This window comes from Pseudactinotalea sp. Z1748 (assembly GCF_049725185.1).
Lineage (GTDB): Bacteria > Actinomycetota > Actinomycetes > Actinomycetales > Beutenbergiaceae > CALKWS01.
Map to the genome: position 1 here is coordinate 144729 of NZ_JBMPQB010000004.1, position 24449 is coordinate 169177.

Annotated in this window: 23 protein-coding genes; 11 read left to right on the plus strand and 12 right to left on the minus strand. The window is 69.5% G+C overall.

Translation table 11 applies throughout. The features are described from left to right. The first annotated feature begins 4 nt into the window (after window positions 1-4). Window positions 5-652, plus strand: coding sequence for a regulatory protein RecX (locus ACO0LU_RS10695; protein ID WP_424791348.1), 648 nt, complete (start codon window positions 5-7; stop codon window positions 650-652). 17 nt (window positions 653-669) lie between these two features. Continuing rightward, entirely contained in the window at window positions 670-966 is a 297-nt protein-coding gene (locus ACO0LU_RS10700; RefSeq protein ID WP_424791349.1) for a GNAT family N-acetyltransferase, read from the plus strand. A gap of 14 nt (window positions 967-980) precedes the next feature. Here the strand turns inward: ACO0LU_RS10700 and ACO0LU_RS10705 are convergent, their stop codons facing one another. The 4 genes from ACO0LU_RS10705 to ACO0LU_RS10720 form a co-directional block, all read right to left on the minus strand. Further along, on the minus strand, window positions 981-1871 hold the full coding sequence (locus ACO0LU_RS10705) for an amino acid ABC transporter permease (RefSeq protein ID WP_424791350.1): 891 nt from the start codon (window positions 1869-1871) through the stop codon (window positions 981-983). Further along, the gene (locus tag ACO0LU_RS10710; RefSeq protein ID WP_424791351.1) at window positions 1868-2521 is read right to left on the minus strand and encodes an amino acid ABC transporter permease; all 654 of its coding nucleotides are present in this window, start codon (window positions 2519-2521) and stop codon (window positions 1868-1870) included. The genes ACO0LU_RS10705 and ACO0LU_RS10710 overlap by 4 nt, the downstream gene beginning before the upstream one ends. A gap of 83 nt (window positions 2522-2604) precedes the next feature. After that, a complete protein-coding gene (locus ACO0LU_RS10715) occupies window positions 2605-3462 on the minus strand; it encodes a glutamate ABC transporter substrate-binding protein (RefSeq protein WP_424791352.1) in 858 nt (285 codons plus the stop codon). 65 nt (window positions 3463-3527) lie between these two features. Next, window positions 3528-4280, minus strand: a complete 753-nt coding sequence (locus tag ACO0LU_RS10720; protein ID WP_424791533.1) for an amino acid ABC transporter ATP-binding protein — start codon at window positions 4278-4280, stop codon at window positions 3528-3530. Window positions 4281-4476: 196 nt separating this feature from the next. Between ACO0LU_RS10720 and miaB the strand changes: the two genes are divergently transcribed. After that, the gene (gene miaB / locus ACO0LU_RS10725; RefSeq protein WP_424791534.1) at window positions 4477-5970 is read left to right on the plus strand and encodes a tRNA (N6-isopentenyl adenosine(37)-C2)-methylthiotransferase MiaB; all 1494 of its coding nucleotides are present in this window, start codon (window positions 4477-4479) and stop codon (window positions 5968-5970) included. A 38-nt stretch (window positions 5971-6008) separates the two neighbouring features. Here the strand turns inward: miaB and ACO0LU_RS10730 are convergent, their stop codons facing one another. From ACO0LU_RS10730 to ACO0LU_RS10740, 3 genes are read right to left on the minus strand one after another with little or no spacing between them, the layout of a single operon-like run. Further along, window positions 6009-6794, minus strand: a complete 786-nt coding sequence (locus ACO0LU_RS10730; RefSeq protein ID WP_424791353.1) for an SIR2 family NAD-dependent protein deacylase — start codon at window positions 6792-6794, stop codon at window positions 6009-6011. Window positions 6795-6804: 10 nt separating this feature from the next. Continuing rightward, complete coding sequence (locus tag ACO0LU_RS10735; RefSeq protein ID WP_424791354.1) at window positions 6805-7278, minus strand: YbjN domain-containing protein; 474 nt, start codon at window positions 7276-7278, stop codon at window positions 6805-6807. Then, window positions 7275-7823: a YbjN domain-containing protein gene (locus tag ACO0LU_RS10740; protein WP_424791355.1), complete on the minus strand. Its 549-nt coding sequence runs from the start codon at window positions 7821-7823 to the stop codon at window positions 7275-7277. The genes ACO0LU_RS10735 and ACO0LU_RS10740 overlap by 4 nt, the downstream gene beginning before the upstream one ends. 43 nt (window positions 7824-7866) lie before the next feature. Between ACO0LU_RS10740 and miaA the strand changes: the two genes are divergently transcribed. Further along, a complete protein-coding gene (miaA, locus tag ACO0LU_RS10745) occupies window positions 7867-8781 on the plus strand; it encodes a tRNA (adenosine(37)-N6)-dimethylallyltransferase MiaA (protein WP_424791356.1) in 915 nt (304 codons plus the stop codon). A 10-nt stretch (window positions 8782-8791) separates the two neighbouring features. Further along, window positions 8792-9721 carry a diaminopimelate epimerase gene (dapF, locus tag ACO0LU_RS10750; RefSeq protein ID WP_424791357.1) on the plus strand — a complete coding sequence of 310 codons (930 nt, stop codon included), beginning with the start codon at window positions 8792-8794 and terminating at the stop codon, window positions 9719-9721. Window positions 9722-9727: 6 nt separating this feature from the next. Here dapF and ACO0LU_RS10755 read toward each other — a convergent pair whose 3' ends face one another. Together ACO0LU_RS10755 and ACO0LU_RS10760 are read right to left on the minus strand one after the other, a co-directional pair. Beyond that, on the minus strand, window positions 9728-11584 hold the full coding sequence (locus ACO0LU_RS10755) for a DUF222 domain-containing protein (RefSeq protein WP_424791358.1): 1857 nt from the start codon (window positions 11582-11584) through the stop codon (window positions 9728-9730). Window positions 11585-12047: 463 nt separating this feature from the next. Continuing rightward, a complete protein-coding gene (locus tag ACO0LU_RS10760; RefSeq protein ID WP_424791359.1) occupies window positions 12048-12671 on the minus strand; it encodes a class I SAM-dependent methyltransferase in 624 nt (207 codons plus the stop codon). Between the two features lie 341 nt (window positions 12672-13012). Between ACO0LU_RS10760 and hflX the strand changes: the two genes are divergently transcribed. Genes hflX through ACO0LU_RS10775 form a run of 3 tightly spaced genes read left to right on the plus strand, consistent with a single transcriptional unit; the run spans window position 13013 to window position 18287 of the window. Beyond that, complete coding sequence (hflX, locus tag ACO0LU_RS10765; RefSeq protein ID WP_424791360.1) at window positions 13013-14548, plus strand: GTPase HflX; 1536 nt, start codon at window positions 13013-13015, stop codon at window positions 14546-14548. Then, window positions 14545-16614 carry an ATP-dependent DNA helicase gene (locus ACO0LU_RS10770; protein WP_424791361.1) on the plus strand — a complete coding sequence of 690 codons (2070 nt, stop codon included), beginning with the start codon at window positions 14545-14547 and terminating at the stop codon, window positions 16612-16614. The genes hflX and ACO0LU_RS10770 overlap by 4 nt, the downstream gene beginning before the upstream one ends. Next, complete coding sequence (locus tag ACO0LU_RS10775; protein WP_424791362.1) at window positions 16611-18287, plus strand: metallophosphoesterase family protein; 1677 nt, start codon at window positions 16611-16613, stop codon at window positions 18285-18287. The genes ACO0LU_RS10770 and ACO0LU_RS10775 overlap by 4 nt, the downstream gene beginning before the upstream one ends. Here the strand turns inward: ACO0LU_RS10775 and lexA are convergent. Beyond that, window positions 18265-19002: a transcriptional repressor LexA gene (gene lexA / locus ACO0LU_RS10780; protein WP_424791363.1), complete on the minus strand. Its 738-nt coding sequence runs from the start codon at window positions 19000-19002 to the stop codon at window positions 18265-18267. The two genes, ACO0LU_RS10775 and lexA, sit on opposite strands and share 23 nt — an antisense overlap. Before the next feature lie 373 nt (window positions 19003-19375). On the opposite strand from lexA, the gene ACO0LU_RS10785 reads away from it, so the two are divergent. The 3 genes from ACO0LU_RS10785 (at window position 19376) to ACO0LU_RS10795 (ending at window position 20765) form a co-directional block, all read left to right on the plus strand. Continuing rightward, window positions 19376-19879, plus strand: coding sequence for a LysM peptidoglycan-binding domain-containing protein (locus ACO0LU_RS10785; RefSeq protein ID WP_424791364.1), 504 nt, complete (start codon window positions 19376-19378; stop codon window positions 19877-19879). A 102-nt stretch (window positions 19880-19981) separates the two neighbouring features. Next, window positions 19982-20452 carry a transcriptional regulator NrdR gene (nrdR, locus tag ACO0LU_RS10790; protein WP_424787948.1) on the plus strand — a complete coding sequence of 157 codons (471 nt, stop codon included), beginning with the start codon at window positions 19982-19984 and terminating at the stop codon, window positions 20450-20452. Between the two features lie 115 nt (window positions 20453-20567). Continuing rightward, a complete protein-coding gene (locus ACO0LU_RS10795; protein WP_424791365.1) occupies window positions 20568-20765 on the plus strand; it encodes a DUF5302 domain-containing protein in 198 nt (65 codons plus the stop codon). A gap of 32 nt (window positions 20766-20797) precedes the next feature. Here the strand turns inward: ACO0LU_RS10795 and serA are convergent, their stop codons facing one another. Together serA and ACO0LU_RS10805 are read right to left on the minus strand one after the other, a co-directional pair. After that, complete coding sequence (serA, locus tag ACO0LU_RS10800) at window positions 20798-22009, minus strand: phosphoglycerate dehydrogenase (RefSeq protein ID WP_424791535.1); 1212 nt, start codon at window positions 22007-22009, stop codon at window positions 20798-20800. 43 nt (window positions 22010-22052) lie between these two features. Further along, entirely contained in the window at window positions 22053-24305 is a 2253-nt protein-coding gene (locus ACO0LU_RS10805; protein ID WP_424791366.1) for a HelD family protein, read from the minus strand. Window positions 24306-24449: the final 144 nt, after the last annotated feature.

Sequence of the window (24449 nt, forward strand, 5' to 3'; positions counted from 1 at the left end):
TCGGATGCCTTCCTCCGAGCGAGCCGACGCCGGTGACCTGACGCGCGGTACGCGTACCTCCCGTGGCCGGGTGAGTGAACCCCCGGCCACGGGCGCGGCGGCGGTTGATTCCGAACCGGAAGCGGAGTCGGTGGCGCGCGCGATCGCGCTGCGCCTGCTGACCCACTCCCCGCGTTCCCGTTCGCAACTGGCCGAGGCGATGGCCAAGAAGGACGTCCCCGAGACGGTGGCCACCAAGGTCCTGGACCGGTTCACCGAGGTGGGCCTGATCAACGACGCCGAGTACGCGCAGATGCTGGTGCGCAGCCGTCAGTCCGAGCGGGGGCTCGCCCGCAGGGCGCTGGCGCTCGAGCTGCGACGCAAGGGCATCGGCAGTGAGGATGCCGAGGCTGCGTTGAGCTCGATCGAGCCCGAGGACGAGGAGGCCGCGGCGCGGGCCCTGTTGCGCCGCAAGGCCCGGTCTTCCCAGGGCCTGGATCCGACTCGGCGCCGCCGGCGTCTGATGGGCATGCTCGCCCGCAAGGGCTACCCGGCGGGGTTGGCACACCGGCTGATCAGCGAACTGTTCCAGGATGAGCAGGCCGAGGACGGCGTCGACCAGGGCAACTCCGACCCGGCCGGCAACGCCGAGAGTTTCCTGGAGAGCCCGTGATCGGCCTAGGGTGAGTCATGGCTGATCCGCAGATCTCACATTCATCCGACCAGCAGCAGTTCGTGGCGACCGCCGCCGGTGGTGAACACCTCGGGCGCCTGGAGTACGAGCGCCGGGCAGACGTGGTGGCACTTCGCCACACCGTCGTGGAGCCGGCCGCGGAGGGCCGCGGTGTGGGTTCGGCCCTGGCGCGCACGGCGCTGGACTGGGTCCGCGCCGAGGGGCGCCGGGTGGATCCGGTGTGCCCGTTCGTGGCCGCCTGGATCGAGCGTCATCCCGACTACGCCGACCTGGTGGTCTCCGAGGGCTCCTAGGAGGCGGCAGCTGCTCAGGCGTCCCTGGGATTGAGCGTGGCGGCGATCCCACCGGGCAGCGTGGCGCGCTGGCCACGCTCACGGAGCCGCTTCTCCACGAAGGTGGCGATGCGGGTGAGGGAGAAGTTCAGCACCAGGTAGATCGCCAGCACCGCCACGAAGAAGGGCAGGCGGGTTTCGTTGCCGAAGAAGTTCCAGTTGACCTGGCCGGTTCGCAGCAGTTCGGTGTAGCCCACGATGAAACCGATCGAGGTGTCCTTCAGCAACACCACGAGTTGCGCGATCAGGCTGGGCATCATGACCCGGATCGCCTGCGGCAGGGTGATGATGAAGAAGTTCTGGAACCAGCTCAGCCCGATGGCCATCCCGGCCTCGCCCTGACCCTTGGCGATCGAGGCCAGTCCGGCCCGCAGGATCTCGGCGAGGATCGCGGCGTTATAGACGATCAGCCCGAATGCCACAGAGACGTAGGCGCTGAAGTTGAAGACGAACAGCCCGAAGAGCATCAGGACCAGCACCGGGAGTCCGCGGGAGACCTCGATGAGGACCTTGGCGGGGACGCTGACGGCCTTCTTGGTCGAGGTGCGTAGCACCACCAGGATCAGCGCGACGAGCCCGGCAATGGGCATGGCCAGCCCAGCCGCGGCAAGCGTCCCCTGGATCAGGCCGGTCATGATGAGTGAGTTCCACCACACATCGGCCGCGGTGCTGTTCAACCCCCGAACGTTCGGTGGATCGATCAGCACCATCCAGCGCTCATCGAAGACCCCGTTGCGGTACATCGCGAACAGGCCCGCACCGAGGACCGCGAAGATCGCCAGCCCGGCGACCACCGACCACCGCCGCTGACGGCGCTTGGTCACCGGTCCGGGAATGTCGTAGAGAACTGAACTGACGTTGCTCATCGCGCGAAGGCCACCTTCCGCTCGATGTAGTTGGCGAGTAGCCCCGAGGGCACGGTCAGCGCTAGGTAGAACACGGCGATCCCCACGAAGATCCACAGGGCCGCCGGTCCGGGGTTACCCAGCGCCAGCGTGCGGGCGGTGGAGGTCAGTTCCACCGTGGCGAATCCGGCCGCGATGGAGGTGTTCTTGATCATCGCGATGAGCACGTTGATGATCGGTGGCACCACGGTCCGCAGCGCCTGGGGGAGCACGACCAAGTTCAACGACTGCCCGCCGGTCAGGCCGATCGCACGGGCCGCCTCGGCCTGTCCGACACCCACACTGTTGATCCCGGAGCGCACCGCCTCGCACACGAACGCGGAGGTGTAGATCGACAGCGCCACGATCGCCTGGGTACGTCCGATCGGGATCAGAATGTCCATCGTCAAGAGTACGGCGGAGATGAACACGAAGATCAGCGTCAGTGGGGTGTTCCGCATGACCTCGACCCACGCCGTCGAGACCCAGCGCAAGGTGGACAGGGGTGAGACCCGCATCGCGGCAAGCAGGACTCCCACGACCAGTGAGATGATCCCCGCCGTTACCGACAGGTACAGCGTGGTGAGGAATCCGTTCCAGAACGCCGGCAGGTTGTCCAGGACAACATTCATGCCTTGTCCTCCCGATCCGACCCTTGACGGTCCGGAGCGCAAGCGCGCCCCGGACCGTCAAGGTGTGTCAACGTGGGCAGCGATCAGTACCTGTCGACCGCCGGGGGCTCCGGGAGTTCCAGCACCGTGCCGGCGGTGTTCTCCCACGCGGCCTCCCAGTTGCCGTTCTCATACGATTCCTCGATCACGTCGTTGATGAAATCGCGGAACTCGTCGTCGCCCTTGGCCAGGCCGATGCCGTAGGGCTCTTCGGTGAACAGGTCCCCGACGATCTTGAAGTCGTCCGGGCTCTCGTCCACGTAGCCGGCCAGGATCACGTTGTCGGTGGTCACGGCGTCCACCTGCCCGCTTCGCAGTGGGTCCAGACAGTCGGTGTAGGCGCCGTAGGTGACCAGCTCGGCCTCCGGGTAGTTCTCGGCGATGTTCTGCGCCGGGGTCGACCCGTCAGCCGAGCAGACGCGCTTGCCGTCGAGGTCGTCGTCGCCGGAGATCTCGTCGTTGTCCATCGTCACCATCAGGGACTGACCGGCGATGTAGTACGGGCCGGCGAAGTCGACGACCTCCTTGCGGGTGTCGTTGATGGTGTAGGTGGCCACGACGATGTCCACCGAGCCGTTCTCGATGAGGTTCTCGCGCTGCGGGGTCTGTGCCTCCACGAACTCGGCTTCCACGCCCAGGGCGTCGGCGACGAGTTGGCCGATGGAGACGTCGAAGCCCACCGGTGTGCCGTCCGGTCCCTGCAGCCCGAACAAGGGCTGGTCGAACTTGGTGCCGATGGTGATGGAGCCTTGGTCGTGCAGTTGCTGCATCGTGCTGCCTTCTGGGAACTCCGCCGGGTCGACCGGCTCGCCCTCGGGAGCGCCGTCGTCCCCGTTGCAGGCGGTGAGCATCAGCAGCCCGGCTGCCGCCAGGGCGATCAATGACTTACGGGTGTTCTTCATCGTGGGTTTCCTCCTGTGGGTCGCACATGTCTGTGAGTGGAATGGGGTGTTCAGGTCGGCGGCGACTAGTGGGTGAGGATCTTGCTCAGGAAATCCTGGGCTCGATCGGTCTGCGGGTCGGCGAAGAAGGTGTCCGGATCGGCAACCTCGACGATCTGGCCCTCGGACATGAAGACGACGCGGTCGCCCGCCTTGTGCGCGAAGCCCATCTCGTGTGTCACAACCACCATCGTCATGCCCTCTTTCGCGAGGGAGACCATCACGTCGAGGACCTCGTTGACCATCTCCGGGTCCAGCGCTGAGGTGGGCTCATCGAACAGCATGACCTTGGGCCGCATCGCCAGGGCGCGGGCGATCGCCACACGCTGCTGCTGACCTCCGGAGAGTTGGGCCGGCATCTTGTCGGCCTGGTTGGCCACGCCGACCCGGTCCAGCAGATCCATCGCGACCTTGCGGGCCTCGGCGGTCTTCATCTTCTTGACCTTGATCGGCCCCAGCGTCACGTTCTCCAGCACCGTCTTGTGCGCGAAGAGGTTGAAGGCCTGGAAGACCATGCCCACATCGGCGCGCAGCGCGGCCAGGGCCTTGCCCTCGGCGGGCAGTTCCTGACCGTCCAGGGTGATCGAACCGGAATTGATCGGTTCCAACCGGTTGATGGTGCGGCACAGCGTGGACTTGCCCGAACCGGAGGGCCCGATCACCACCACCACCTCGCCGCGGTGCACGGTGAGGTCGATGTCCTTGAGCACGTGCAACTCACCGAAGTACTTCTGCACGTCGCTGAGCACCACGAGCGGTTCACCGGCGGCTGCGGCCATATCCGAGGCCGGCGCCGTGAGGGCAGGCGGTTCTGGAGTCGCTTCTGACATATCTGCAACCTAATGCCTCGTACCCATCCGGGGGTCGGTACGCAGATCACGAATTGGACTCGATCCCTGCCCTCCGGGCTCCTCGCGCCCGGCCTGCAGCACCGTAGAATCGGGCCTTGTGAGTGTTGAAACCCCGCGCCGGTACATGGTGCGCACCCTGGGCTGCCAGATGAACGTGCACGATTCCGAGCGGATGTCGGGCATGTTGGAGCAGGCCGGCTACATCGATGCCGGCGGCCATGGCGGCCCGTTGCTGGAGCAGGCCGCCCGGGCCGACGTCGTCGTCATCAATACCTGCGCTGTACGGGAGAACGCCGCAGACCGGCTGTACGGGAACCTCGGCCAACTCGCCTCCCTGAAGAAGGACCGCCCCGACTTCCAGATCGCCGTCGGAGGCTGCCTGGCCCAGCAGGACCGGGCCGGCATCGTCGAGCGCGCTCCGTGGGTGGACGTGGTCTTCGGCACCCACAACCTCGACGTGCTGCCGGCGCTGCTGGAACGGGCCCGCCACAACGACGAGGCGCAGGTGGAGATCGAGGAGTCGCTGAAGGTCTTCCCCTCCACGCTGCCCACCCGCCGGGAGAGTGCCTATGCGGCGTGGGTGTCGATCTCGGTGGGCTGCAACAACACCTGCACCTTCTGCATCGTGCCGAGCCTGCGGGGCAAGGAACGGGACCGACGCCCTGGCGAGGTGCTCGCCGAGGTCGCCGCCGTGGTGGATCAGGGTGCCATCGAGGTGACCCTGCTGGGCCAGAACGTCAACTCCTACGGCGTGGGTTTCGGGGACCGGGGTGCGTTCGCGAAATTGCTGCGCGCCTGCGGTCACATCGAGGGCCTGGAACGGGTCCGGTTCACCTCCCCGCACCCGGCGGCGTTCACCGATGACGTGATCGATGCCATGGCGGCCACCCCGAATGTGATGCCCTCGCTGCACATGCCGCTGCAGTCCGGGTCGGATGTGATCCTGCGCGCGATGCGCCGGTCCTACCGGTCGGAGAAGTTCCTCGGGATCCTGGACCGGGTGCGGGCGCAACTGCCCGAGGCCGCGATCACCACCGACATCATCGTGGGCTTCCCCGGGGAGACCGAGGAGGACTTCCAGGCCACCTTGGACGTGGTGGAGGCCTCCCGCTTCTCCAGCGCCTTCACCTTCCAGTACTCACCGCGTCCGGGAACCCCGGCCGCGGACATGCCCGATCAGGTGCCGGCCGATGTGGTTGCCGAGCGGTACGCGCGCTTGGTGGACCTGCAGCAGCGCATCTCCACCGAGGAGAACGCCAAGCAGGTCGGGACCGACGTCGAAGTGCTCATCGCGGAGAGCGAGGGGCGCAAGGACGCCGCCACCCAGCGGCTCTCGGGGCGAGCGGCGGACAACCGACTGGTGCACCTCGGGCTGCCGGAGGCAATGCCCGACGACGACGCACCTCGCCCGGGCGACATGGTCACCGCGCGGGTGACATCCTCGGCGCCGCACCACCTGATCGCCGACTCCGGTGTCCGGGGTGGCACGTTCGAGGTCCGGCGCACCCGCTCCGGTGATGCGTGGGAGGCGGCGCAGCGGGCCAGGGCCGCGGGCACCGCCCCGGCAGGCCCGGTCCCGGTGGGGCTGGGGATTCCCAAGGTGCGCTCGCAGGCCTGAGCCGGGCGGGTACGCCGTGGTGCATCGGCACGGCTGCGTTACAGCGGCACGGCTGCGCCGAGCACTTCACCGGCACGGCCTCGCACCACCACGTCGGCGAACCGGTCCAGCGGGGTCGGCTCGTCGTTGATGATCACCAGGCGGCCGCCGGCCTCGAGGGTCTCCAGCGGGAGGCCCGCAGCCGGCTGCACCTGCAACGAGGAGCCCGCGGCGATGAGCAGATCCGCGGACCGGGCCAGGGCCAGGGCCGCCTCGATCACGTCGGGGTCGAGCAGTTGGCCGAACGAGATCGTCGCGGATTTCACCATCCCGGCACAGTCGGGGCAGCGCGGGTCGGGATGCCCGGAGTCGACCTGCTCCATCGCCCATTCGTGCGGCGCCCGCCACCCGCAACCTTGCGGGCTGCCGGGAGCAGGATGGGTTCCGATGCACAGCACCTCCCGGGCGGTGCCGTGCAGTTCCAGGACGTTGACCGACCCCGCCTGCTGATGCAGGCCGTCGATGTTCTGCGTGATCACCCCGGCACAGCGGCCCTGATGTTCCAGGGCTGCCAGGGCGCGGTGGGCCGGGTTCGGTCGAGCATCGGCGTCGAAGAACTCCCGGCGCATCTGCCAGCTCTGCTCGCGGACCTGTGCATCGGTGATGAACCGGGCGAAGTCGAAGGTGGCCGGATCGTACGTGGTCCATACCCCACCGGCGGAGCGGAAGTCCTGGATGCCCGACTCGGTGGAGACACCGGCCCCGGTGAAGCCGACGATCCGGTCGGCGGAGTCGAGCAGTGTCCGCAAATCGGCCTGCGCCGCGGGTTCCGGACAGTGGCTCATCATGAGCCCGTCAGCCCAGTTCGGGCTCGGTGGTGCCGTTCCGGAGCGCCTCGAGGGCCGAGTCCAGGCCCTTGGCGGTGGCGCTGAGACCCAGCCGGACCGCGGTGGTGAGTTGCTGGTCGGTGGCACCGGCGGTGAAGTCGACTGTGTAGACGCTGCGCAGCGCCAGGTTGCCCTCGGCGTTGGTGGTCCACAGCAACGTGGGCCAGACCTTCTCGCGGTGCCAGTTGTTGGCATAGGTGGCCAGGGCCGACTCGGCGTCCTTGGGCAGGGTGGTCGAGGCCAGTCCCAGGACCCGCAGCACGGTGGCCTTGCCCGCGGCCACCGAGATCTCCACGAGGTTGTCACCGACCCGGGCGCGCAGGATCTGGTTCTCGGCAGGGGTCACGGTCACGCCGGCCGACTCGACCATTCGATGAAGGCGTTCGACGGTCACCGGCGCGGGCCAGTCGCCGACGCCGGGTAGGTCAGTGGGGTCGATCATGCGGCACCTGTGGTCATCAAGGGGTCGGGGAACTGCTTATCCAACTGGGCGAAGAGGGACAGGCCGGCGCCGATACCCAGACGTATTGCCCGGGTGAGTTGCTGCTCGGACATCCCCGCCGAGATCGGCGTGGCCAGGTCTGCGGTGAACCGCATGGAGCCGTCGTCCATGACGTGGAGCAAGCACTTGGGCCAGGGGTTGCGGGTGTGGAAGTGGTTGATCAGCGCCATGAACTCCGCGCGGCGCTCGATGGTGATGGTGCGGCTCCATTGGCCCCGGATCTGCAGCACGTGCCGGGTCACGGTAAATGTGAACAGGGAGCCGTTCCAGATCCCGGCCGGCTGGCCGTCGGGGCGGAGGAGGTGGTTGTGCCCCTTCTCCTTCAGCCAGGTCCGGATGCGCTCCGGGGTGACCGGATGGACCTCGGCGGCGGCGATGTCTTCCTCCGACAGTTCGAAGTCGGCCGCGTTCACGGGTTCCTCGGCGGGCGCCTGGTCTTCCTCGGAGGATCGGCCCTCGTCGGGGTCGTGGTCGGGGTTGCTCATCACCGATCAGCATAAGCCCGGGGGCGAGCGGTAGGTTGCCAGGGTGTCTGCGTCAGTGATCGCCATCGTGGGGCCCACCGCGACGGGAAAGTCTGATCTGGCCCTGGACCTGGCCGAGCATCTGGGGGCTGAGATCGTCAACGCTGACGCGATGCAGTTCTACCGGGGCATGGATATCGGCACGGCGAAGGTGCCCGTCGCGCAGCGTAGGGGGATTCCGCATCACCAGTTGGATGTGCTCGAGGTGCACCAGGAAGCCTCGGTGGCTGCGTACCAGAAGTACGGCCGAGCGGATCTGGCCGCCATCGCCGCCCGGGGGCGCCGGGCCGTCGTCGTCGGGGGTTCGGGGCTGTACGTGCGGGCGTTGCTGGACGAGATGAGATTCCCCGGCACCGACCCGCATGTGCGTGCCGAACTGGAGACCCGGGCCGAGGCCGAGGGGCCCGGCGTGCTGCACGCAGAGTTGGTCCGGGTGGATCCGGTGGCGGCTGCGCGGATCGATTCGCGCAACGCGCGCCGGATCGTGCGGGCGCTGGAGGTGATCCGCCTGACCGGGGAGCCGTTCAGTGCCAATCTGCCCGAGCACCGGTATGCGATCCCGGCGGTGCAGATCGGGTTGGAGATGCCAGCGGCCCAGCTCGACCAGCGGATCGATGCGCGGGCCGTGTCGATGTTCGAGGCGGGTCTGATCGACGAGACCCGCGCACTGGTCGCCAACGGGCTGGAGCGTGGGCGAACCGCCAACCGCGCCGTGGGTTACGCCCAGGCCCTGGCCGTGCTGCGCGGGGAGTGCGATGTGGCACAGGCCGTGGCCGACACCGGCCTGGCCACGCGGCAGTTGGCCCGCCGGCAGATCAAGTGGTTCCGGCGTGACCCGCGCGTGCACTGGCTCCGGGCCGGCGCCGGGGTGCTGCACCGGGCGCTGGGTCATCTCGAGACCCGTTCCGATGCACAGTAGGCTCCCGCGTATGGGTCCAGAACCACATCCGGTCTTCACCAAAGGTCATGGCACCGGCAACGACTTCCTCCTCTTCGCCGACCCGGATGACCAGCACACGCTGAGCGCCGAGTACGTCGTGGACCTGACGGACCGGCACACCGGGATCGGCGCGGACGGCGTGATCCGTGCGGTACTGGTCAGTTCGGCCGGCGGGGCGCTCGCCGATGTGCCGGTCCGTGACGCCGAGTGGTTCATGGACTACCGCAATGCCGACGGCTCGGTGGCGGAGGTGTGCGGCAACGGCGTCCGGGTGTTCGTGGCGTACCTCATCGATGAGGGCCTGCTCGAATTTCCCGACGGTGCAGCCGTTCCGATCGCGACCCGTGCGGGGGAGCTGATTGTGCGCCGGGAGGGGGAGGAGTTCGCGGTCGACATGGGGACGTGGTCGGCGCCGGGGGGTTCTGAGGCGCTGGTAGCCGGGTCGGATGTGCAGGTAGAGGTCGCGGGACTCCGCGCTCCGCGGCCGGGGTTGCGGCTGTCCGTACCGAATCCGCATACCGTGATCGCTCTGACCAATCCGGAGGAGTTGGAACTGGCGGACCTGAGTACGGTGCCGGTGGTCGATCCGGAACCGGCGCAGGGTACGAACGTTGAACTCGTGGTGCCGCTGGGCGAGCAGGATCTGGACATCGTCGACGAGGCCGGAAACGTGGTGGGGGCGGAGTCGGTCGGGGTGGTCAAGATGCGAGTACACGAACGCGGGGTGGGGGAGACCCAGTCGTGCGGGACCGGCGCTTGCGCCGCAGCGCTCGCGGTCCGGACCTGGTTCGGGGAGGGGGCCCCGAACGTCTGGTACGTCTTGGTTCCTGGCGGGCGGCTGCGCGTGAGCGTGCTTGAGGACGGACACGTGGAACTGGCCGGGCCGGCTGAACTGGTGGCGCAGGTTCACCCGTTCTGAGCCACTTCAGAAGGGTGGTGGGTCGTCCCGGCTGGGATAGGCGTGGGGCGGTGCAGTGCTCGGTGGCGCGGTGCTGGGCGGCGCGCTGCTGAGTGGCCTGACTGACTCGGAGGAGGAAGGCGATGTCTGCCCCGGGGGTGGGAGCAGGTGAGTGCCGTCGTGGTCGGTGCGGTAGCGGTGCCCGGTCGGGGTGGTCCATTCGTGCACGCCCGGGGTGGGGCTGTGATGGGTGAATCCGGCGTGCGTTTTCAACCGGTGGTGGTGGCGGCACAGTGGGTGCAGGTTCCACTCGGCGGTGGGGCCGTGAGGGAAGGGCACGCCGTGGTCGAGGTCGGTGTGCCGGGCTTGGACGTTGCAACCCGGGGCCACGCAGAAGGGCTGGTTGGTGATGACTTGTTCGCGTAGCCACGGTGGTGGTTCGTAACGTTTCGCGGTTACTTCCAGGGCCCGGTTGGTCAGGGGGTCGGTGACGAGGCGTTTCCAGGTGCCCCCGGCGGCGAAGGCGCGGGCCACTTCGGCCGGCACGGGTCCGTACCCTTCGAGGTCACCGGTGTCGTTGCTGGTGCCCATCAAGGTGGAGAGGGGCACGGTGATGCGGATCTGGGCCCGGGCTCCACCCACAGTGTCCAGAGTGAACGGCGTCAGCACCTCACCAGGGCTCAGCGGACTGCCATCATGGCGGCCCCGCCCCCTGGCCGGTGCCTCCTCGGAGGTGCTGAACACCGGTGGGCAGGTGCACCCGTCACCAGCGCTCGCGCTGTCGTCACCGGTCTGGGCGCGCCCGGGTGTGGTGGCGCTGGGGCAGGGGCCGATGCGTCCGGTGGCCAGGGCGGTGTGGGCCATGGTGGCCAGGGCATCTGTGCGCAGTTGGTCGAGGGTGCGCTCATCGCCGTCGTTCTTGGCTGTCCGCGCGCCCGCTTCCAGGGCGGTGTGCAACGCCATGGCATCGGTGGCCGGCCAGTAGATGCTGGTCGTGGCCATCCCATCGGGACGCACCCGCGGTGCGCCCACTCGCCGCTCGGCCCGCGCCCGGGCGTGACGGGCGGAGAGATCCTCCGGATCTACCTCAGCCACCGCCGTGGCCACCTCCCGCTCGACCTGGGGCACAGTGTTCAAGCCTGCACCGGGTAACACCTGGTCGTGGACCTGCATCGCCACCTCTTCGGGCAGGTGTTTGGTGGCCTGGACCAGCAGGTCCGCCTTGTCCGCATCGATGTCCCCCTCGCGCAGCGCCTGACCGACACCGATCCCGGTGCCGGCGCGCATGGCAGCCCCGACGGCCACCAGCTTGGTCGCGCCCTGACGGGTCAACCCCACCCGGGCCCCCAACTGTGCGGCCGCGACCGACACCCGCGAGGGCGCCTCGGCCCGGCCCTTACCCAGGGCCAGCACCGGACGCAAGGACAACTCATGGGCCAGGATCCGCTGGTGATAAGCGGCCAGGGCTTCCACTCGTCGCCACGCCGCGACCGCCTCGATCAACGTGTAGGCATCCATCCCACCGGCATCCAGGCGCTCCAAGTCATATACAGCCTGCCAATCCCCACGCCGGCGGGCATGAGCCCCCACATCGGCCAGGTGCCCATCCGTGCGCGGGGCCACCCCCACCGGCAACCGCTCACCCCATGCCGGCAAGGGGAACACCCCCGTTGGATCCGGGTCGGCACACACCTGGGTGAAAACCCCCGCAGCGATCAGATTGGCATCGACCAGTTCGTCCTCATCCAAGTCCGGAGCCTGCTCGTCGAACTCGCTCTCAGCAGCGGGGAAATGTGGATCCTGCGCCCATGCCTGCAGCACATGCGCGGGTGGGTCGTTGAACGCTGCGACCACCTCATCGGGCGCATCGAATCCAGGCGCCACCACCTCACGCCAACCCCGGGCTTCCAGTTCCGGCCCGGGCGAGACTTCATCATCAGCCGGTTGAGGGATCTTCCACAGCGGCAACCGCCCGCCCGGCCCCAACCCCCGCGAACCTCCACACTGGCACCCCGACCCCGACGCGGAGCCGGGCGTGGGCGCGGACCCGGGCGCGGAGCCGGGCGTGGGCGCGGACCCGGGCGCGGACCCGGGCGCGGACCCGGGCGCCGGCTCGGGCCGAGCACCGGTCTGCGCGTGAACCTCAGTTGCCTGCTCGGCATCAGCACGCACAGCGCCCTCGGCCGGCTTCCCCTGCCGGCCGGGCCCCGCTTGCGGTACGTCGAACATGTGTACGAGTCTACCGTGGGCCACCGACAACCACCAGACCCAGAACCCAGAAAGCGCAGAAATATGCCGCTCCCGGTAGGAAGGTCGCAGCAGCCTCCGAACCGAAGGCGTCTGCGACTCAGGCGCCGTCGGTCGCGCCGCGACCGCGCACTGTCAGCACCCGGAATCCCTTCGAACTGGCCAGGCGTTCCACCTCGAAGCCGAGGTCGGCCGCGATCCAACGCTGGAGCGAGTCCGACCCCAGGTTCTTCTGCACCACCAGGTGCGCCTGCGCGCCGGACCGCAGCCGAGGCAGCCACGTGCGGAGCAACCCATGCAGCACAGCCTTTCCCACGCGAATCGGCGGGTTCGACCACAACTCATCGATCACCAGATCGGGCTCTGCCGTCAGCAAGGCATCGGGCGTGAAGGTCTCGACGTTGCCCAGCCCGAGCGTCCTGGCGTTCGCGGCCGTCAGTTCCAACGCCCGCTCGTTCACGTCCACGGCCAGCACCCGCGCCTGGGGCGCGGCGCGCGCCATCGAGAGCGCGATCGGCCCCCACCCGCACCCCAGGTCCACCAGAACCCCGGACGCCGGCGGCTCGGTGACCGTGCGCAGCAGCACAGCCGTACCAGGATCGAGCCGGTCCCCGGAGAACACGCCCCGGTCGGTGTGCACCTCAACCTGCTCACCGCGAAGATTCACCGAGATCGTGCGCCGGCGCGCGGGGCCGGCCGTCGGGGACTCGAAGTAGTGCGCCACCCCGCGAGGATAGCCGCGCGGGGGTGGCCCCCAGACTGACACGCCATTCGTAGGTGGAGGAGATCTGTGGTCACCTCACCGCCGAAGTGGACCCGGGACCCGGCGCGCGCAGCGAACCTCACCTGACCGCCGTCATCGGTTAGCCCGTCGGCGACCATGAAGGGCGCAGGTGTCCGGGCCGAGGCGTCGTGGCTCAACGCGGACCACCACGCCGGACCACACGCGCTCAGCGAAATCGGTTGGAACCCCCGCATGAGCGTGGGAAAGTGGAACCGACAGATTCCCCGGCCCTGGCGCGACCCGATCTCCCCAGCCAACCGGGACCGCGACGACAGGACACGATGACCAACACCCCCTCGCAGGACCGGCCAGTGGCAGAAGAACGTACCCACGCCACGAACGGCTCACCCACAGATGCCGTCGAGGATCGCGCCCAAGCCGTGGTGAACCGCATCCTGGCCCGCCACGGCACCGCCATCCAGGCCGACGACGCCGCGCCCAGCGAATACGACGGCGACCAGTTCGACGCGGAGGAACGCGCCGCGCTGAACCGCGTAGCAGGGCTGTCCACCGAACTCGACGACGTCACCGAGGTGGAGTACCGCTCGCTGCGCCTGGAGCGGGTGATCCTGGTGGGTCTGTGGTCCGAGGGCACCGTGGAGCAGGCCGAGGTCTCGCTGCGGGAGTTGGCCGCCCTGGCCGAGACGGCCGGGTCGCAGGTGCTCGACGGAGTGCTGCAGCGGCGTCGTCATCCTGAACCGGGCACCTACCTCGGCTCGGGCAAGGCGGCCGAACTGGCCGAACTGGTGCACGCCACCGGCGCCGACACCGTGATCGTGGACTCCGAACTGGGCCCGTCCCAGCGCCGGGGCCTGGAGGACGTGGTCAAGGTCAAGGTGATCGACCGCACGGCGCTGATCCTGGACATCTTCGCCCAGCACGCCAAGTCCCGGGAGGGCAAGGCGCAGGTGGAACTGGCCCAACTGGAGTACCTGCTGCCGCGCCTGCGCGGGTGGGGTGAGTCAATGTCCCGGCAGGCCGGTGGGCAGACGGCCGGGGGCGCCGGTATCGGCTCGCGCGGACCCGGGGAGACCCAGATCGAGTTGGACCGTCGGCGGATCCGCACCCGGATGGCCCGGCTGCGGCGGCAGATCGCCCAGATGGCCCCGGCCCGGGCCGGGCGGCGCCGCTCCCGCCGTGCCGGTGCGGTGCCCTCGGTGGCGATCGTGGGGTACACCAACGCCGGCAAGTCCTCGTTGCTGAACCGCCTCACGGACGCGGGTGTGCTGGTGCAGAACCAGTTGTTCGCCACCCTGGACCCCACCGTGCGGCGCACCGAGACCCCGGACGGGCGCACCTACACCCTGGCCGACACCGTCGGGTTCGTGCGGAGCCTGCCCACCCAGCTCGTCGAGGCTTTCCGCTCCACGCTGGAGGAGGTTGCCGAGGCCGACGTGATCGTGCACGTGGTGGACGCTTCCCACCCCGATCCCGCCGGTCAGATCGCCGCGGTGCGCGACGTGCTGCGGGAGATCGAGGGCAGTTCGGAGATCCCCGAACTCGTAGCGCTGAACAAGGCCGACCTTGCCGATGCCGAGACCATCGCCGCGCTACGCACCCGCGAGCCGGGCGCCGTCGCCGTCTCCGCGCGCACCGGCGCGGGCATCGGGGAACTGCGCGAACACATCGCCGCCGAACTTCCCCGCCCGGCGGTGGAGGTGGACGTGGTGGTGCCCTATGAGCGCGGCGATCTGGTGCACCGGGCCCACGTGGCCGGAGAGGTGATCAGTACCGAACACACCGAGGACGGGACCCGGCTGCACGCACGGGTCGACGGGGCGCTGGCGGCAGACCTGGATGCTGCCGTCGGCGGATGAGCCCCGACGACGCCGGCCGCGACGCGGGCGGTACTGTTCCAACCGACGACGACGTGAGCCGTCCCGATCCGCCATCGCACCTGGATACCGTGCTCGATGAGGTCATCGCCGCGATGGGCGGCGCCCGCCGGGAGGGCCAGCACCAGATGGCCACCGAGGTGGCCGCCGCGCTGGCTGGCGCCGAGCACCTCCTCGTCCAGGCCGGCACCGGCACCGGCAAGTCGTTGGCGTACCTGATCCCGGCCCTGCTGCACGCGGTCAGCAATGACGAACGGACCATCATCTCCACCGCCACCCTGGCCCTGCAGCGCCAGGTGCTCGGGCACGACCTGCCGCTTGCCGCGGAGTCCCTACGGCGGCACCTGCCCAGGGAGCCCCAGGTGGCGCTGCTGAAGGGCTGGCACAACTACCTGTGCCTGCACAAGGTGGCCGGCGGCTACCCGTCCGACGATGAGGGCACCCTCTTCGATGCCGCAGCCGCGGCCCCCTCGGCCGCGGAGGAGCACCCCGAGGGACAGGACGACTCCTTGGGCGGACAGGTGCTGTTGTTGCGCAGGTGGGCCGAGGAGACCAGCACCGGGGACCGCGACGATCTGGTGCCCGGGGTCAGCGACCGGGCCTGGCGGCAGGTCTCTCTCACCTCCCTGGAGTGCCTGGGGCAACGCTGCCCGCTGCTGACCGACTGCTTCCCCGAACACGCCCGCCGCGCCGCCCGTGAGGCGGACCTGGTGGTGACCAACCACGCGATGCTGGGGATCGCCGCCTCGGGTTCCCCGAAGGTGCTGCCCGAACACCAGGTGCTCATCGTGGACGAGGCGCATGAACTCGCCGACCGGGTCACCGCCCAGGCCACGGTGGAGTTGTCCGCCGCGTCCGTGGAACGCACCGCCCGGCTGGCCCGCCGCCACGCCGGGATCGCGCTGTCCGCCCTGGAGGATGCCGCCACCCATCTGCGCACCAACCTTGGTCTGGTGCCCGAGGGCCGCCTGCCCCAGGGCCTGCCGGCCGAACTGGTGCCCACGGTGCGCTCCATCGCCGAGGCGTGCCGGGAGGCGATGACGGCGGTGCGCACCGAGCAGACCCAGGGCCAGGGCAAGGCCGAGGAAGCCGGTGGCCGAGCCATGGCGACGTCGGCGCTGCTAGTGCTGTTCGAGATCGCCGACCGCCTGCTCTCCGACAGTGTGGCGGAGCGGATCGACGTGCTCTGGTGCGAGCGCGGGCGCGCACCGGGGGAGGGTTCGCGGCTGAAGATCGCACCGCTGGACGTGGCCGGCCCGATCGCCTCCGAACTCTTCGCCGAGCGGGCCGCAGTGCTCACCTCGGCCACCCTCGCCCTCGGTGGTACCTTCGACCACGCCGTGCGCAGCGTCGGGATGGGCTTCGGGCCCCACCGGGCCGTGCAGGTGTCCTCCCCGTTCGACTATGGCAAGCAGGGCATCCTCTACGTGGCCTCGCACCTGCCGCCGCCGGGCCGCGACGGCACGGCCCAGGAGGCCCTGGACGAACTCGCCGGACTGATCGAGGCCGCCGGCGGGCGCACCCTCGGGCTGTTCTCCTCCCGGCGCGGTGCGCAGGCTGCGGCCGAGGCGCTGCGGGAGCGGCTGGACACCGAGATCTTGTTACAGGGCGAGGACTCGATTCCGGCCCTGGTGCGCCGGTTCTCCGCCGAACCCGCCACCTCCCTGTTCGGCACATTGTCGCTGTGGCAGGGCGTCGACGTGCCGGGGGAGGCCTGCCAGCTGGTGGTCATCGACCGGATCCCGTTCCCGCGCCCCGATGACCCGATCCGCCAGGCGCGCCAGGAGGTGGTGGCTGCCGGAGGTGGCAACGGCTTCATGGCGGTGGCTGCCAGCCACGCGGCTCTGCTGTTGGCCCAGGGCGCGGGCCGGCTGGTGCGTGGGGTGGCCGATCGTGGCGTGGTGGCTGTGCTCGACCCCCGGCTGCGAACGGCGCGCTACGGCAGTTTCCTGGCCAAGTCGCTCCCGCCGCTGTGGCCCACCACCGACGGTGACCTGGTCCGGGCCGCGCTGCGCAGGCTGTCCGGTGGTGGGGAGGCACCGGCATGACGTTCGGTTTCCGCGTCCGGCCCTACCTGCACGCACCGAGCAGCACCGGCATGACGATCATCTGGTTCTCCCACACCGATGAACCCGGAGAAGTCGTTGTGACCGGACCGGGCGCGCCCGGGCCGGTCACGTCCCGGCCCGAGGCCCTCGACGTGTTGAGCCCTACCGAGGCCGAGCGCACCGAACTCATCGAGGGTCTGGCGCCCGGCTCCTGGCTGTACCCGGACGGGAACGTCCGCCACGTCGTCGTCCTGACCGGATTGCGGCCACACACGCGGTACGCCTACACGGTCACCCAGGACGGCGAGCAGCACCGTGCCGCCTTCCGCACCGCTCCCACCGACGGGTCCTGGCAGCAGATTCACCTGGTGGCGCTCTCGGACTCCGAGACCGCACCGGCCGGGCGGGTGACGCATCGCTCCTGGCCGGCCGGCCCCGGCGGGGAGTCCCGCCCCGACCCGCACGGCTTGTGGCGGGAGGTCTTCGGCGTGGCGGAGCACACCGCCGGCCGGCCCGTCCTGCGCTACCCGCTCACCAAGACGGAGGGCTACCGGGCGGTGGTGAGCATGATCGCCCAGGAGGAGGCGGACCTGATCCTGCATCCCGGTGACCTGGTCGGCGGCGGGGGCTACCAGCCCGCCTGGGATGAGTTCTTCACGATCAACGCCCCCTCGGGCCTGCTCTCGCGGGCACCGCTCCTGCCTGCGCTGGGAAACTGGGAGAACTTCGGCGCCCGCAACGGCCGGTACGGCACGCCGTCGGACCGTTCCCCGGTGGTGCGGGCCCGGGCCAAGTACCACGCCCACTTCCCGGGCCCGGACGGGGCGAGGGGCCGGGGCTACTACCGCCTCGACCACGGACCACTCACGATCCTGACGCTGGACTCCTCGAACGGCGAGCCCGACGACCATCGGTCCCGGTACGCCCAGCCCCTCACCGGACGGGCCTACCGAGGCCCGGGCGCCGATACCCAGGACCACTTCACCGCAGCGGAGTACACCGCCGCCGGTGGCACGGACCTGAACGACATCGCCCCCGGCAGGCCGCAGTGGCGCTGGGCCGAGGAGAATCTGGCCGACGCCCGGGCGCAGGGCCGGATCATCCTGGTCCAGTTCCACCACGTGCCCTACTCCAGCGGCGCGCACGGCCTACCGATGGATCACGAGTTCTCTACCGGCCAGGGCGGGACCCCGATGCGCAGGTTCCATCGGATGTTCAGTGAATTCGGCGTGGCCGCGGTGCTCTGCGGGCACAGTGAACTGTTCGAGCGCTCGGTAGTGCCCGACGGCGACGAAGGCTCACCCGGGGTGCTCTACTACGACGTCGGTGTGGCCGGGGACAGCCTGGGTGGCGAACTGCGAGGGGGTGATGGGGAGCTCCTGCGGTACAACCCGCACCGGGCCTGGACGGCCGACCAGGACGCTCCGGAGCGCTGGGAGGTGGCCGGCGACGGCAACCCGGTGCTGCGTGAGGGTGGCAAGCACTACGGCTACCTGGACATCAATCTCGAGCGCACCGGGACCGGAGCCCGGTTGACGCTGCAGCCGATCCACGCCTTCCCGGTCCTGGACTCGCACTACCGGGTGCTTCGGATCGAGCGACGCACCTACGACGACGAGGTGTGCCTGCGGATCGGACCGGACGGGCGGGTCACACCGAGCGCAGGACGCTGACCACCCGGCCCAGGATCTGGGCGTCGGATCCCTCGATCGGGGAGTAGGCGGAGTTGGCCGGCATCAGCCAGACCTCGCCCTCGGTGCGCTTGAGCGTCTTGACCGTGGCCTCACCGTCGATCATCGCCGCGACGATCTCACCGTTCTCGGCCACCGGCTGCTGACGCACCACGACGAAGTCGCCGTCGCAGATCGCGGCGTCGATCATCGAGTCGCCGGTGACCTTGAGCAGGAACAGGTCGCCGTCGCCGACCAATTGGCGCGGCAGCGGAAAGACGTCCTCCACCGACTGCTCGGCCAGCACCGGGCCGCCCGCTGCGATCCGCCCGACCACCGGGACGTAACTGGGCGAGGCGTCCACCTGCTCCTCGGAGTCGGTGCTGAAGAACTGTTTCGGGCCGCGGGCCGAAGCCGGTGCCGGGCTCTCTTGCGCCGGAGCCGTGCCGTGGGGATCCAGGATCTCGATCGCGCGGGTGGAGATCGGGTCCCGGCGCAGGTACCCCTTCTCCTCCAGGACCTGGAGCTGGTACTTCACCGATGACGGGCTGGCCAGGCCCACGGCGGTGCCGATCTCGCGCATCGTCGGCGGGTACCCCTTGGTCTCGATATTGGTGCGGATCGAGTCCATGATCCGCTGTTGCCGGGCGGTCAGACCGGGGGAGTGGCCGGTCTGGTCCGGGTGCTGCTGGCTGGCGTCCTTGGGTCCCTCGGCCATCGTGTCCTCCTGCGGTTCGGTGCGGTTGCGAGCGGCTCTGCCATGGTCCCGTCACCGCGATGTCAGGGGTCGGTGGTGGGGTGTTCCCCATGACGTTCCCAAGCCTAGGCGTTACGGCGCCGAACAGGAAACATCTGTTCGACTGGCGTGTCGACTCTATCGAACGGCTGTGTTACTGTCCATACATGTGTTCGCAGAACATCAGTTCGAGGATCGGCCGGTTGCCAGTCCCGGACGTGGCCCGAGGAGTAATCCGATGAGTGCACTGGCGATCCACCCCAGCACCTCGACCCGGCGGGCAGCCCTGCGGCGGTCGCGGACGCGCCCCTGCGGGCACGCCGGACCTGCACGTAACTCGACCTGTCACCTCAGCGTGGTTCCCGCAGTCTCCTCGGCACCCGGAGCGGCTTCGGCCCCGGAGGCCCCGAAGGCTGCGCCGCAGCGCGACGGGCTGAGTGCCCTCGTACCCCAGCGGACCGAGGGCTCGGTCGGCCGGACCCGTCCCGTGACGCCCCTGGTGGCAGCACCGGTTCGCCCGGCGGCACCGGTTCGCCCGGCTGCACCGGTTCGCCCGGCCAGGGCGCGCGAACACGCCCCCCTGCGGCTGACCACCCGCGGACGGCGGGTACTGGTCGCGCTTGGCTTCGCGCTGGCGATCGCCGTGGGCGGTGGGCTCGGCACCCTGCTGGCCCCGGATGCGCAGACGCCGGCCGAGGTCTCCACCGTGGTGGTCCAGCCGGGCGAGAGCCTGTGGGTGATCGCGAGTGAGATCGCCGATCCGGGGCAGGACCTGCGCCAGGTGGTGGAGACCATCCGCGGCATGAACGGGCTGGAGCACTCCACCGTGCACGCCGGCCAGGAGTTGAGCGTCCCGTAGGGCTGAGGAACCCGCTGGAGGGCGACGTCCCACACCGGTAGCCATATGTGGCATTGTGTGTGCACCGAGCACGCCGTCACCAAGCCGGGAAGGGACGCGCCGATGCATTGCCCGTACTGCCGTAACCCCGACTCGCGGGTGGTGGACTCCCGCACCGCCGACGATGGCGGCAGTATCCGCCGCCGGCGGCACTGTCCCGAGTGCTCGCGCCGCTTCACCACGGTGGAGAGCACCAGCCTCACGGTGATCAAGCGATCGGGGGCGATGGAGCCGTTCAGCCGGGAGAAGGTCGTGGCCGGGGTGAGCAAGGCGTGTCAGGGTCGCCCGGTCTCCGCCGATGACCTGGCGCTGCTGGCCCAGCAGGTGGAGGAGTCCATCCGCGCCACCGGCGTGGCCGAGATCGACTCCCACGAGGTCGGTTTGGCGACGCTGGGGCCGCTGCGGGCGCTGGACGAGGTGGCGTACCTGCGCTTTGCCAGCGTCTACCAGAACTTCACCTCCCTCGAGGACTTCGAGGCTGCGATCACCGCGTTGAAGTTGGACCGCAATCCTGCCTCGGAGCAGTACGCCTGAGGTTGCATGGCCGGGGGTTTATCCGCTGGCGTGTTCGCGCCGGACCCGGCAAGGTTGCGGATGAGCCACCCCGGGACGAGGTCCCGGTCCGTGGTGAGTTCAGGGAGGACTGTTGATGTCATCGAAGAAGAACGGATCCGAAAGCCCCGATCGGCTGATGGCCGATGCCAAGGCGAAGATGCGCGAGGCGCTCGATCGCAAGAACGCGGGTGAGCACCCCACCGCAGATGGAGTCCGGAACACCGGGTCGGTGCACGGGCCGGAGGTGGTCGGCGAGCCCAAACGGACGTTCCGGCCGCGTAAGACCGGCTGAGTTCCTCGCTCGGTGCCCGGTCCGAAGGGTGCCTAGACCGACCCGTTGAGTTCGCGGACACTGATGGTGCCCTCGATCTCACGAAGGTGGTCCCTTGCCTGCCGCGGCAGGGTGCCGCTGATGTCGGTCACCGAGTAACCCACGTCACCGGTGGTGGCGAGCATCTGGGAATCGATGTTCGCCCCACCGGAGGACAACGCCTGGTTCACCGCGGCCAGCACGCCGGGCACGTTCCGGTGCAGGTGGGCGATGCGCTGGCGACCCGGCCCGGGCGTGTCCAACGTGAGCCTGGGCAGGTTCACGCTCAGGGCTGTGGAGCCCGAGCGCATGTAGTCGCGGAGTTTTCCGGCCACGAACACCCCGATGTCCTGCTGCGCCTCCTCGGTGGAGCCGCCCACGTGCGGGGTCAGGATCACGTTGGGCAGCCCACGCAGTTCGGATTCGAACGGGTCGCCGTTGCGCTTGGGCTCGTCGGGGAAGACATCCACCGCGGCGCCGGCCAGATCCCCGGCCCTGATCGCATCGCGCAGGTGGGCATAGTCCACCAGGAACCCGCGGGAGAGGTTGAGGAAGATGGCACCGTGCTTCATCCTGGCGAACTGCGCCGGCCCGAACATCCCGGCGTTACCGGCCCGGCCGTCGACATGCAGGGTGACCACATCGGAGACCTCCAGCAGGGAATCCAGGTCCGGCATGCGGCGGGCGTTGCCGAGGGCGAGTTTCTCGGCGCTGTCGTAGAAGACCACCCGCATCCCCAGGGCCTCGGCGACGACGGAGAGCTGGGTGCCGATGTTGCCGTACCCCACGATGCCCAGGGTGCGCCCACGCACCTCGTGCGCACCGTTGGCGGACTTGTCCCACAGGCCCGCGTGCAGTGACTTGTCCTTCTCGGTCAACCGCCTGGTGAGCGCGATGATCTCGGCCAGGGCCAGTTCCACGACCGAGCGGGTGTTGGAGAACGGGGCGTTGAAGGCGGCCACCCCGTGGTGGACGGCGGCATCCAGATCGATCTGGTTGGTGCCGATGCAGAAGGCACCGATCGCCTGTAGGTCCGGACTCCGCGACAGGACGCGTTCGGTGACGTTGGTCTTGGACCGAATGCCCAGGACGGACACACCTGCCAGGGCCTCGATCAGTTCGTCCTCGTCCAGGGAACCGGGCACGGTGGAGACGTCCGCGCCGGATCCCTCGAGTAGATCGAGTGCCAGGGGATGGATGTTCTCCAGGAGCAGTGCCTTGACCACAGTGCTCATCGTCCTTCTTCTTCCTCGCCGGTAGCCAGGCGTCTCATCTGTCGGACATCGGCTGGTCCATTGCGGCTGCGAAACCGGGCGGCAGTTCCTCGGCGTGCACCACGTGCAGACGCTGGGTGGGCCGCGTCATCGCCACGTAGAGATCCGCGGGCTCGCCCTCGGCCAGGATCGCCCCGGGCTCGGCCACGATCACTCGATCGAACTCCAGTCCCTTGGCCCCGGACGGATCCAGCAGCACCACTTGAGCGGTCAGGTCCACCGGGCCGGCCGGGATGTCCAGCACCCTGCTCAGTTCATCCTGGCGGGCTGCCGCGGTGATGACGGCCACGGTGCCCTCGCCCACGGCGGCCACTTCGTCCTCCAGCACCGCTGCCACGGTCTCACCGAGGCTGTTCGCTGCGGTCAGGACCAGTGCGTCGGGGACCTCGCGGGCCGATTGCAGGGGTGCGGGCGGGTGCTTGGGATCGGCGGCGGTCACAGCAGCCCGGGCCGCCCGCATCACCGCGGCCGGCGTGCGGTAGTTCACAGTCAGTTCGGCGACCCGCCAGTCCCGGCGGAGCATCGTGTCCAAGCGCTGGGACCACTCGCGGGTACCTGCGGGGGAGGAGGTCTGTGCGACGTCGCCGACCACCGTCATCGACCGGCTGGGGCAGCGTCGCAGCAGGGCCCGCCAGGCCATCTCCGAGAGCTCCTGTGCCTCATCGACCACGACGTGCCCGTAGGTCCAGGACCGGTCCCGGTAGGCGCGTTCGGCGGTGGTCAACCGTGGCCCCGCCTCAGCGAACCGTCCAGCGAAGGTCTCCGCCGACACCAGATCGCGGGCAGCGACGGGATCGTCACTGCTGCCGACCGAGGCGAGAACCTCCCGGGCGTAGGCGACCTCCTGCTCCCGGCGCGCGGCCTCCATGCGCGCCTGGGCGCGCTCGGTCTCGTCATCGGAACCGATGAGTTCGGCGGCCTCGTCGATCAGGGGGATGTCCGCCGTCGTCCACTCCGACCCGACCGGCCGCACCAGCACCTCGCGGTCGGCCGCCGGCATCCGTCCGGCCACAGCTTCGAGTTTGTGGGGTTTGGCGAACAACTCGGCCACCAGGCCGGTAGCCGTCAGTGGCAGCCAGCACAGGTTCAACGCCACCCGCACGTCCCGGGCACTGCGGATCTCCTCGACCACCTCGGCCGGTTCCTCCCCGGCGCCGCCGATCTGCTCCAGGTACTGGGTAGCCAGTGAGGTCAGCATCGCGCGGACGAACGTGACCCGGGCCCGGTTGTGCGGGTGCCCGGACCGTCGGGCGCGGGCCTGAGCCTCCCGCACCTCATCCGGTCGCAACTGCAGCACCACCGATCCCACCTTGAGTTCCTGGGGCCCCAGCACCCGCTGCTTGGCCCTGACCGCCCGGGAGATGATCCCTGCCCAGGCGCGGCGCCCCTTGATCCTGGCGACCCGCGGTTCCTCGATGGCGGTGGCGCTGATCCCAGGAATCAGATCACCCAGCGTCGAGGAGACCACCCCGGTCTCGCCCAGGGCTGGCAGCACCTGTTCGATATAGCGCAGGAACACCCGGCTCGGGCCGATGAGCAGCACGCCGGAGCGTTCCAGGCGTTCCCGGTGGGAGTACAGCAGATAGGCCGCCCGGTGCAGGGCCACAGCGGTCTTGCCGGTGCCCGGGCCGCCCTGGACCACCAAAACCCCGCCCAGGTCGGAGCGGATGATCGCATCCTGCTCGGCCTGGATCGTGGCGACGATGTCACCCATCCGTCCGGTGCGGGAGGCCTTCAGCGCGGCCATCAGCGCGCCCTCGCCGGCCAGTTCCACCTGGGTGTCCGGGTCAAGTGCATCGAGGTCGAGCACGTCGTCCTCGATCGCCACCACCTGGCGATGCCTGGTTTGCAGGTGCCGGCGCAGCGTCACCTCCCCGGGAGCGTGCGCGGTGGCCTGGTAGAAGGCACGTGCCGCCGGTGCCCGCCAGTCGGTGAGCACGGGGGAGTGCTCGGCGTCGGAGACGCCGATCCGGCCCACGTACCGCCGATCGCCGTCGCGCAGGTCCAGCCGTCCGAACACCAGGCGGTCCTCGACCGCGTCCAGCGCGGACACCCGGTCCTCGTACATGGTCGCGAAGGCATCCCGTTCGGACCGGTTCTGCGGTGACCCGCTGGGTCCCTCACGGCGGATCTTGGCCAACCGCTTCCGGGCGCCCGCGCGTAGTTCGTCCAGGCGGGCGTAGACGAGGTCGACGTAGGACTGCTCGACCTCCAGGGCGTTGCGTGGGCCGACTTCAGGGCTGGTCACAATAGGTTGGTACTCCGCTGCGGTAATCGTGGCCGGTACGCCGGGGCCCCAGCGGCTCGGAAGGCGTGGGGAACCGGGCGACCGTTCATTATGCCTCTACCCTGGGGTGTGGTGCACCCCTGCTGCCGGTGCGGAGCCGGCTGG

Coding starts and splice junctions, on each gene's coding strand:
- ACO0LU_RS10695 (WP_424791348.1), top strand. CDS start 5: ATGCCTTCCTCCGAGCGAGCCGACGCCGGTGACCTGACGCGCGGTACG.
- ACO0LU_RS10700 (WP_424791349.1), top strand. CDS start 670: ATGGCTGATCCGCAGATCTCACATTCATCCGACCAGCAGCAGTTCGTG.
- ACO0LU_RS10705 (WP_424791350.1), bottom strand. CDS start 1,871: ATGAGCAACGTCAGTTCAGTTCTCTACGACATTCCCGGACCGGTGACC.
- ACO0LU_RS10710 (WP_424791351.1), bottom strand. CDS start 2,521: ATGAATGTTGTCCTGGACAACCTGCCGGCGTTCTGGAACGGATTCCTC.
- ACO0LU_RS10715 (WP_424791352.1), bottom strand. CDS start 3,462: ATGAAGAACACCCGTAAGTCATTGATCGCCCTGGCGGCAGCCGGGCTG.
- ACO0LU_RS10720 (WP_424791533.1), bottom strand. CDS start 4,280: ATGGCCGCAGCCGCCGGTGAACCGCTCGTGGTGCTCAGCGACGTGCAG.
- miaB (WP_424791534.1), top strand. CDS start 4,477: ATGGTGCGCACCCTGGGCTGCCAGATGAACGTGCACGATTCCGAGCGG.
- ACO0LU_RS10730 (WP_424791353.1), bottom strand. CDS start 6,794: ATGAGCCACTGTCCGGAACCCGCGGCGCAGGCCGATTTGCGGACACTG.
- ACO0LU_RS10735 (WP_424791354.1), bottom strand. CDS start 7,278: ATGATCGACCCCACTGACCTACCCGGCGTCGGCGACTGGCCCGCGCCG.
- ACO0LU_RS10740 (WP_424791355.1), bottom strand. CDS start 7,823: ATGAGCAACCCCGACCACGACCCCGACGAGGGCCGATCCTCCGAGGAA.
- dapF (WP_424791357.1), top strand. CDS start 8,792: ATGGGTCCAGAACCACATCCGGTCTTCACCAAAGGTCATGGCACCGGC.
- hflX (WP_424791360.1), top strand. CDS start 13,013: ATGACCAACACCCCCTCGCAGGACCGGCCAGTGGCAGAAGAACGTACC.
- ACO0LU_RS10770 (WP_424791361.1), top strand. CDS start 14,545: ATGAGCCCCGACGACGCCGGCCGCGACGCGGGCGGTACTGTTCCAACC.
- ACO0LU_RS10775 (WP_424791362.1), top strand. CDS start 16,611: ATGACGTTCGGTTTCCGCGTCCGGCCCTACCTGCACGCACCGAGCAGC.
- lexA (WP_424791363.1), bottom strand. CDS start 19,002: ATGGCCGAGGGACCCAAGGACGCCAGCCAGCAGCACCCGGACCAGACC.
- nrdR (WP_424787948.1), top strand. CDS start 19,982: ATGCATTGCCCGTACTGCCGTAACCCCGACTCGCGGGTGGTGGACTCC.
- ACO0LU_RS10795 (WP_424791365.1), top strand. CDS start 20,568: ATGTCATCGAAGAAGAACGGATCCGAAAGCCCCGATCGGCTGATGGCC.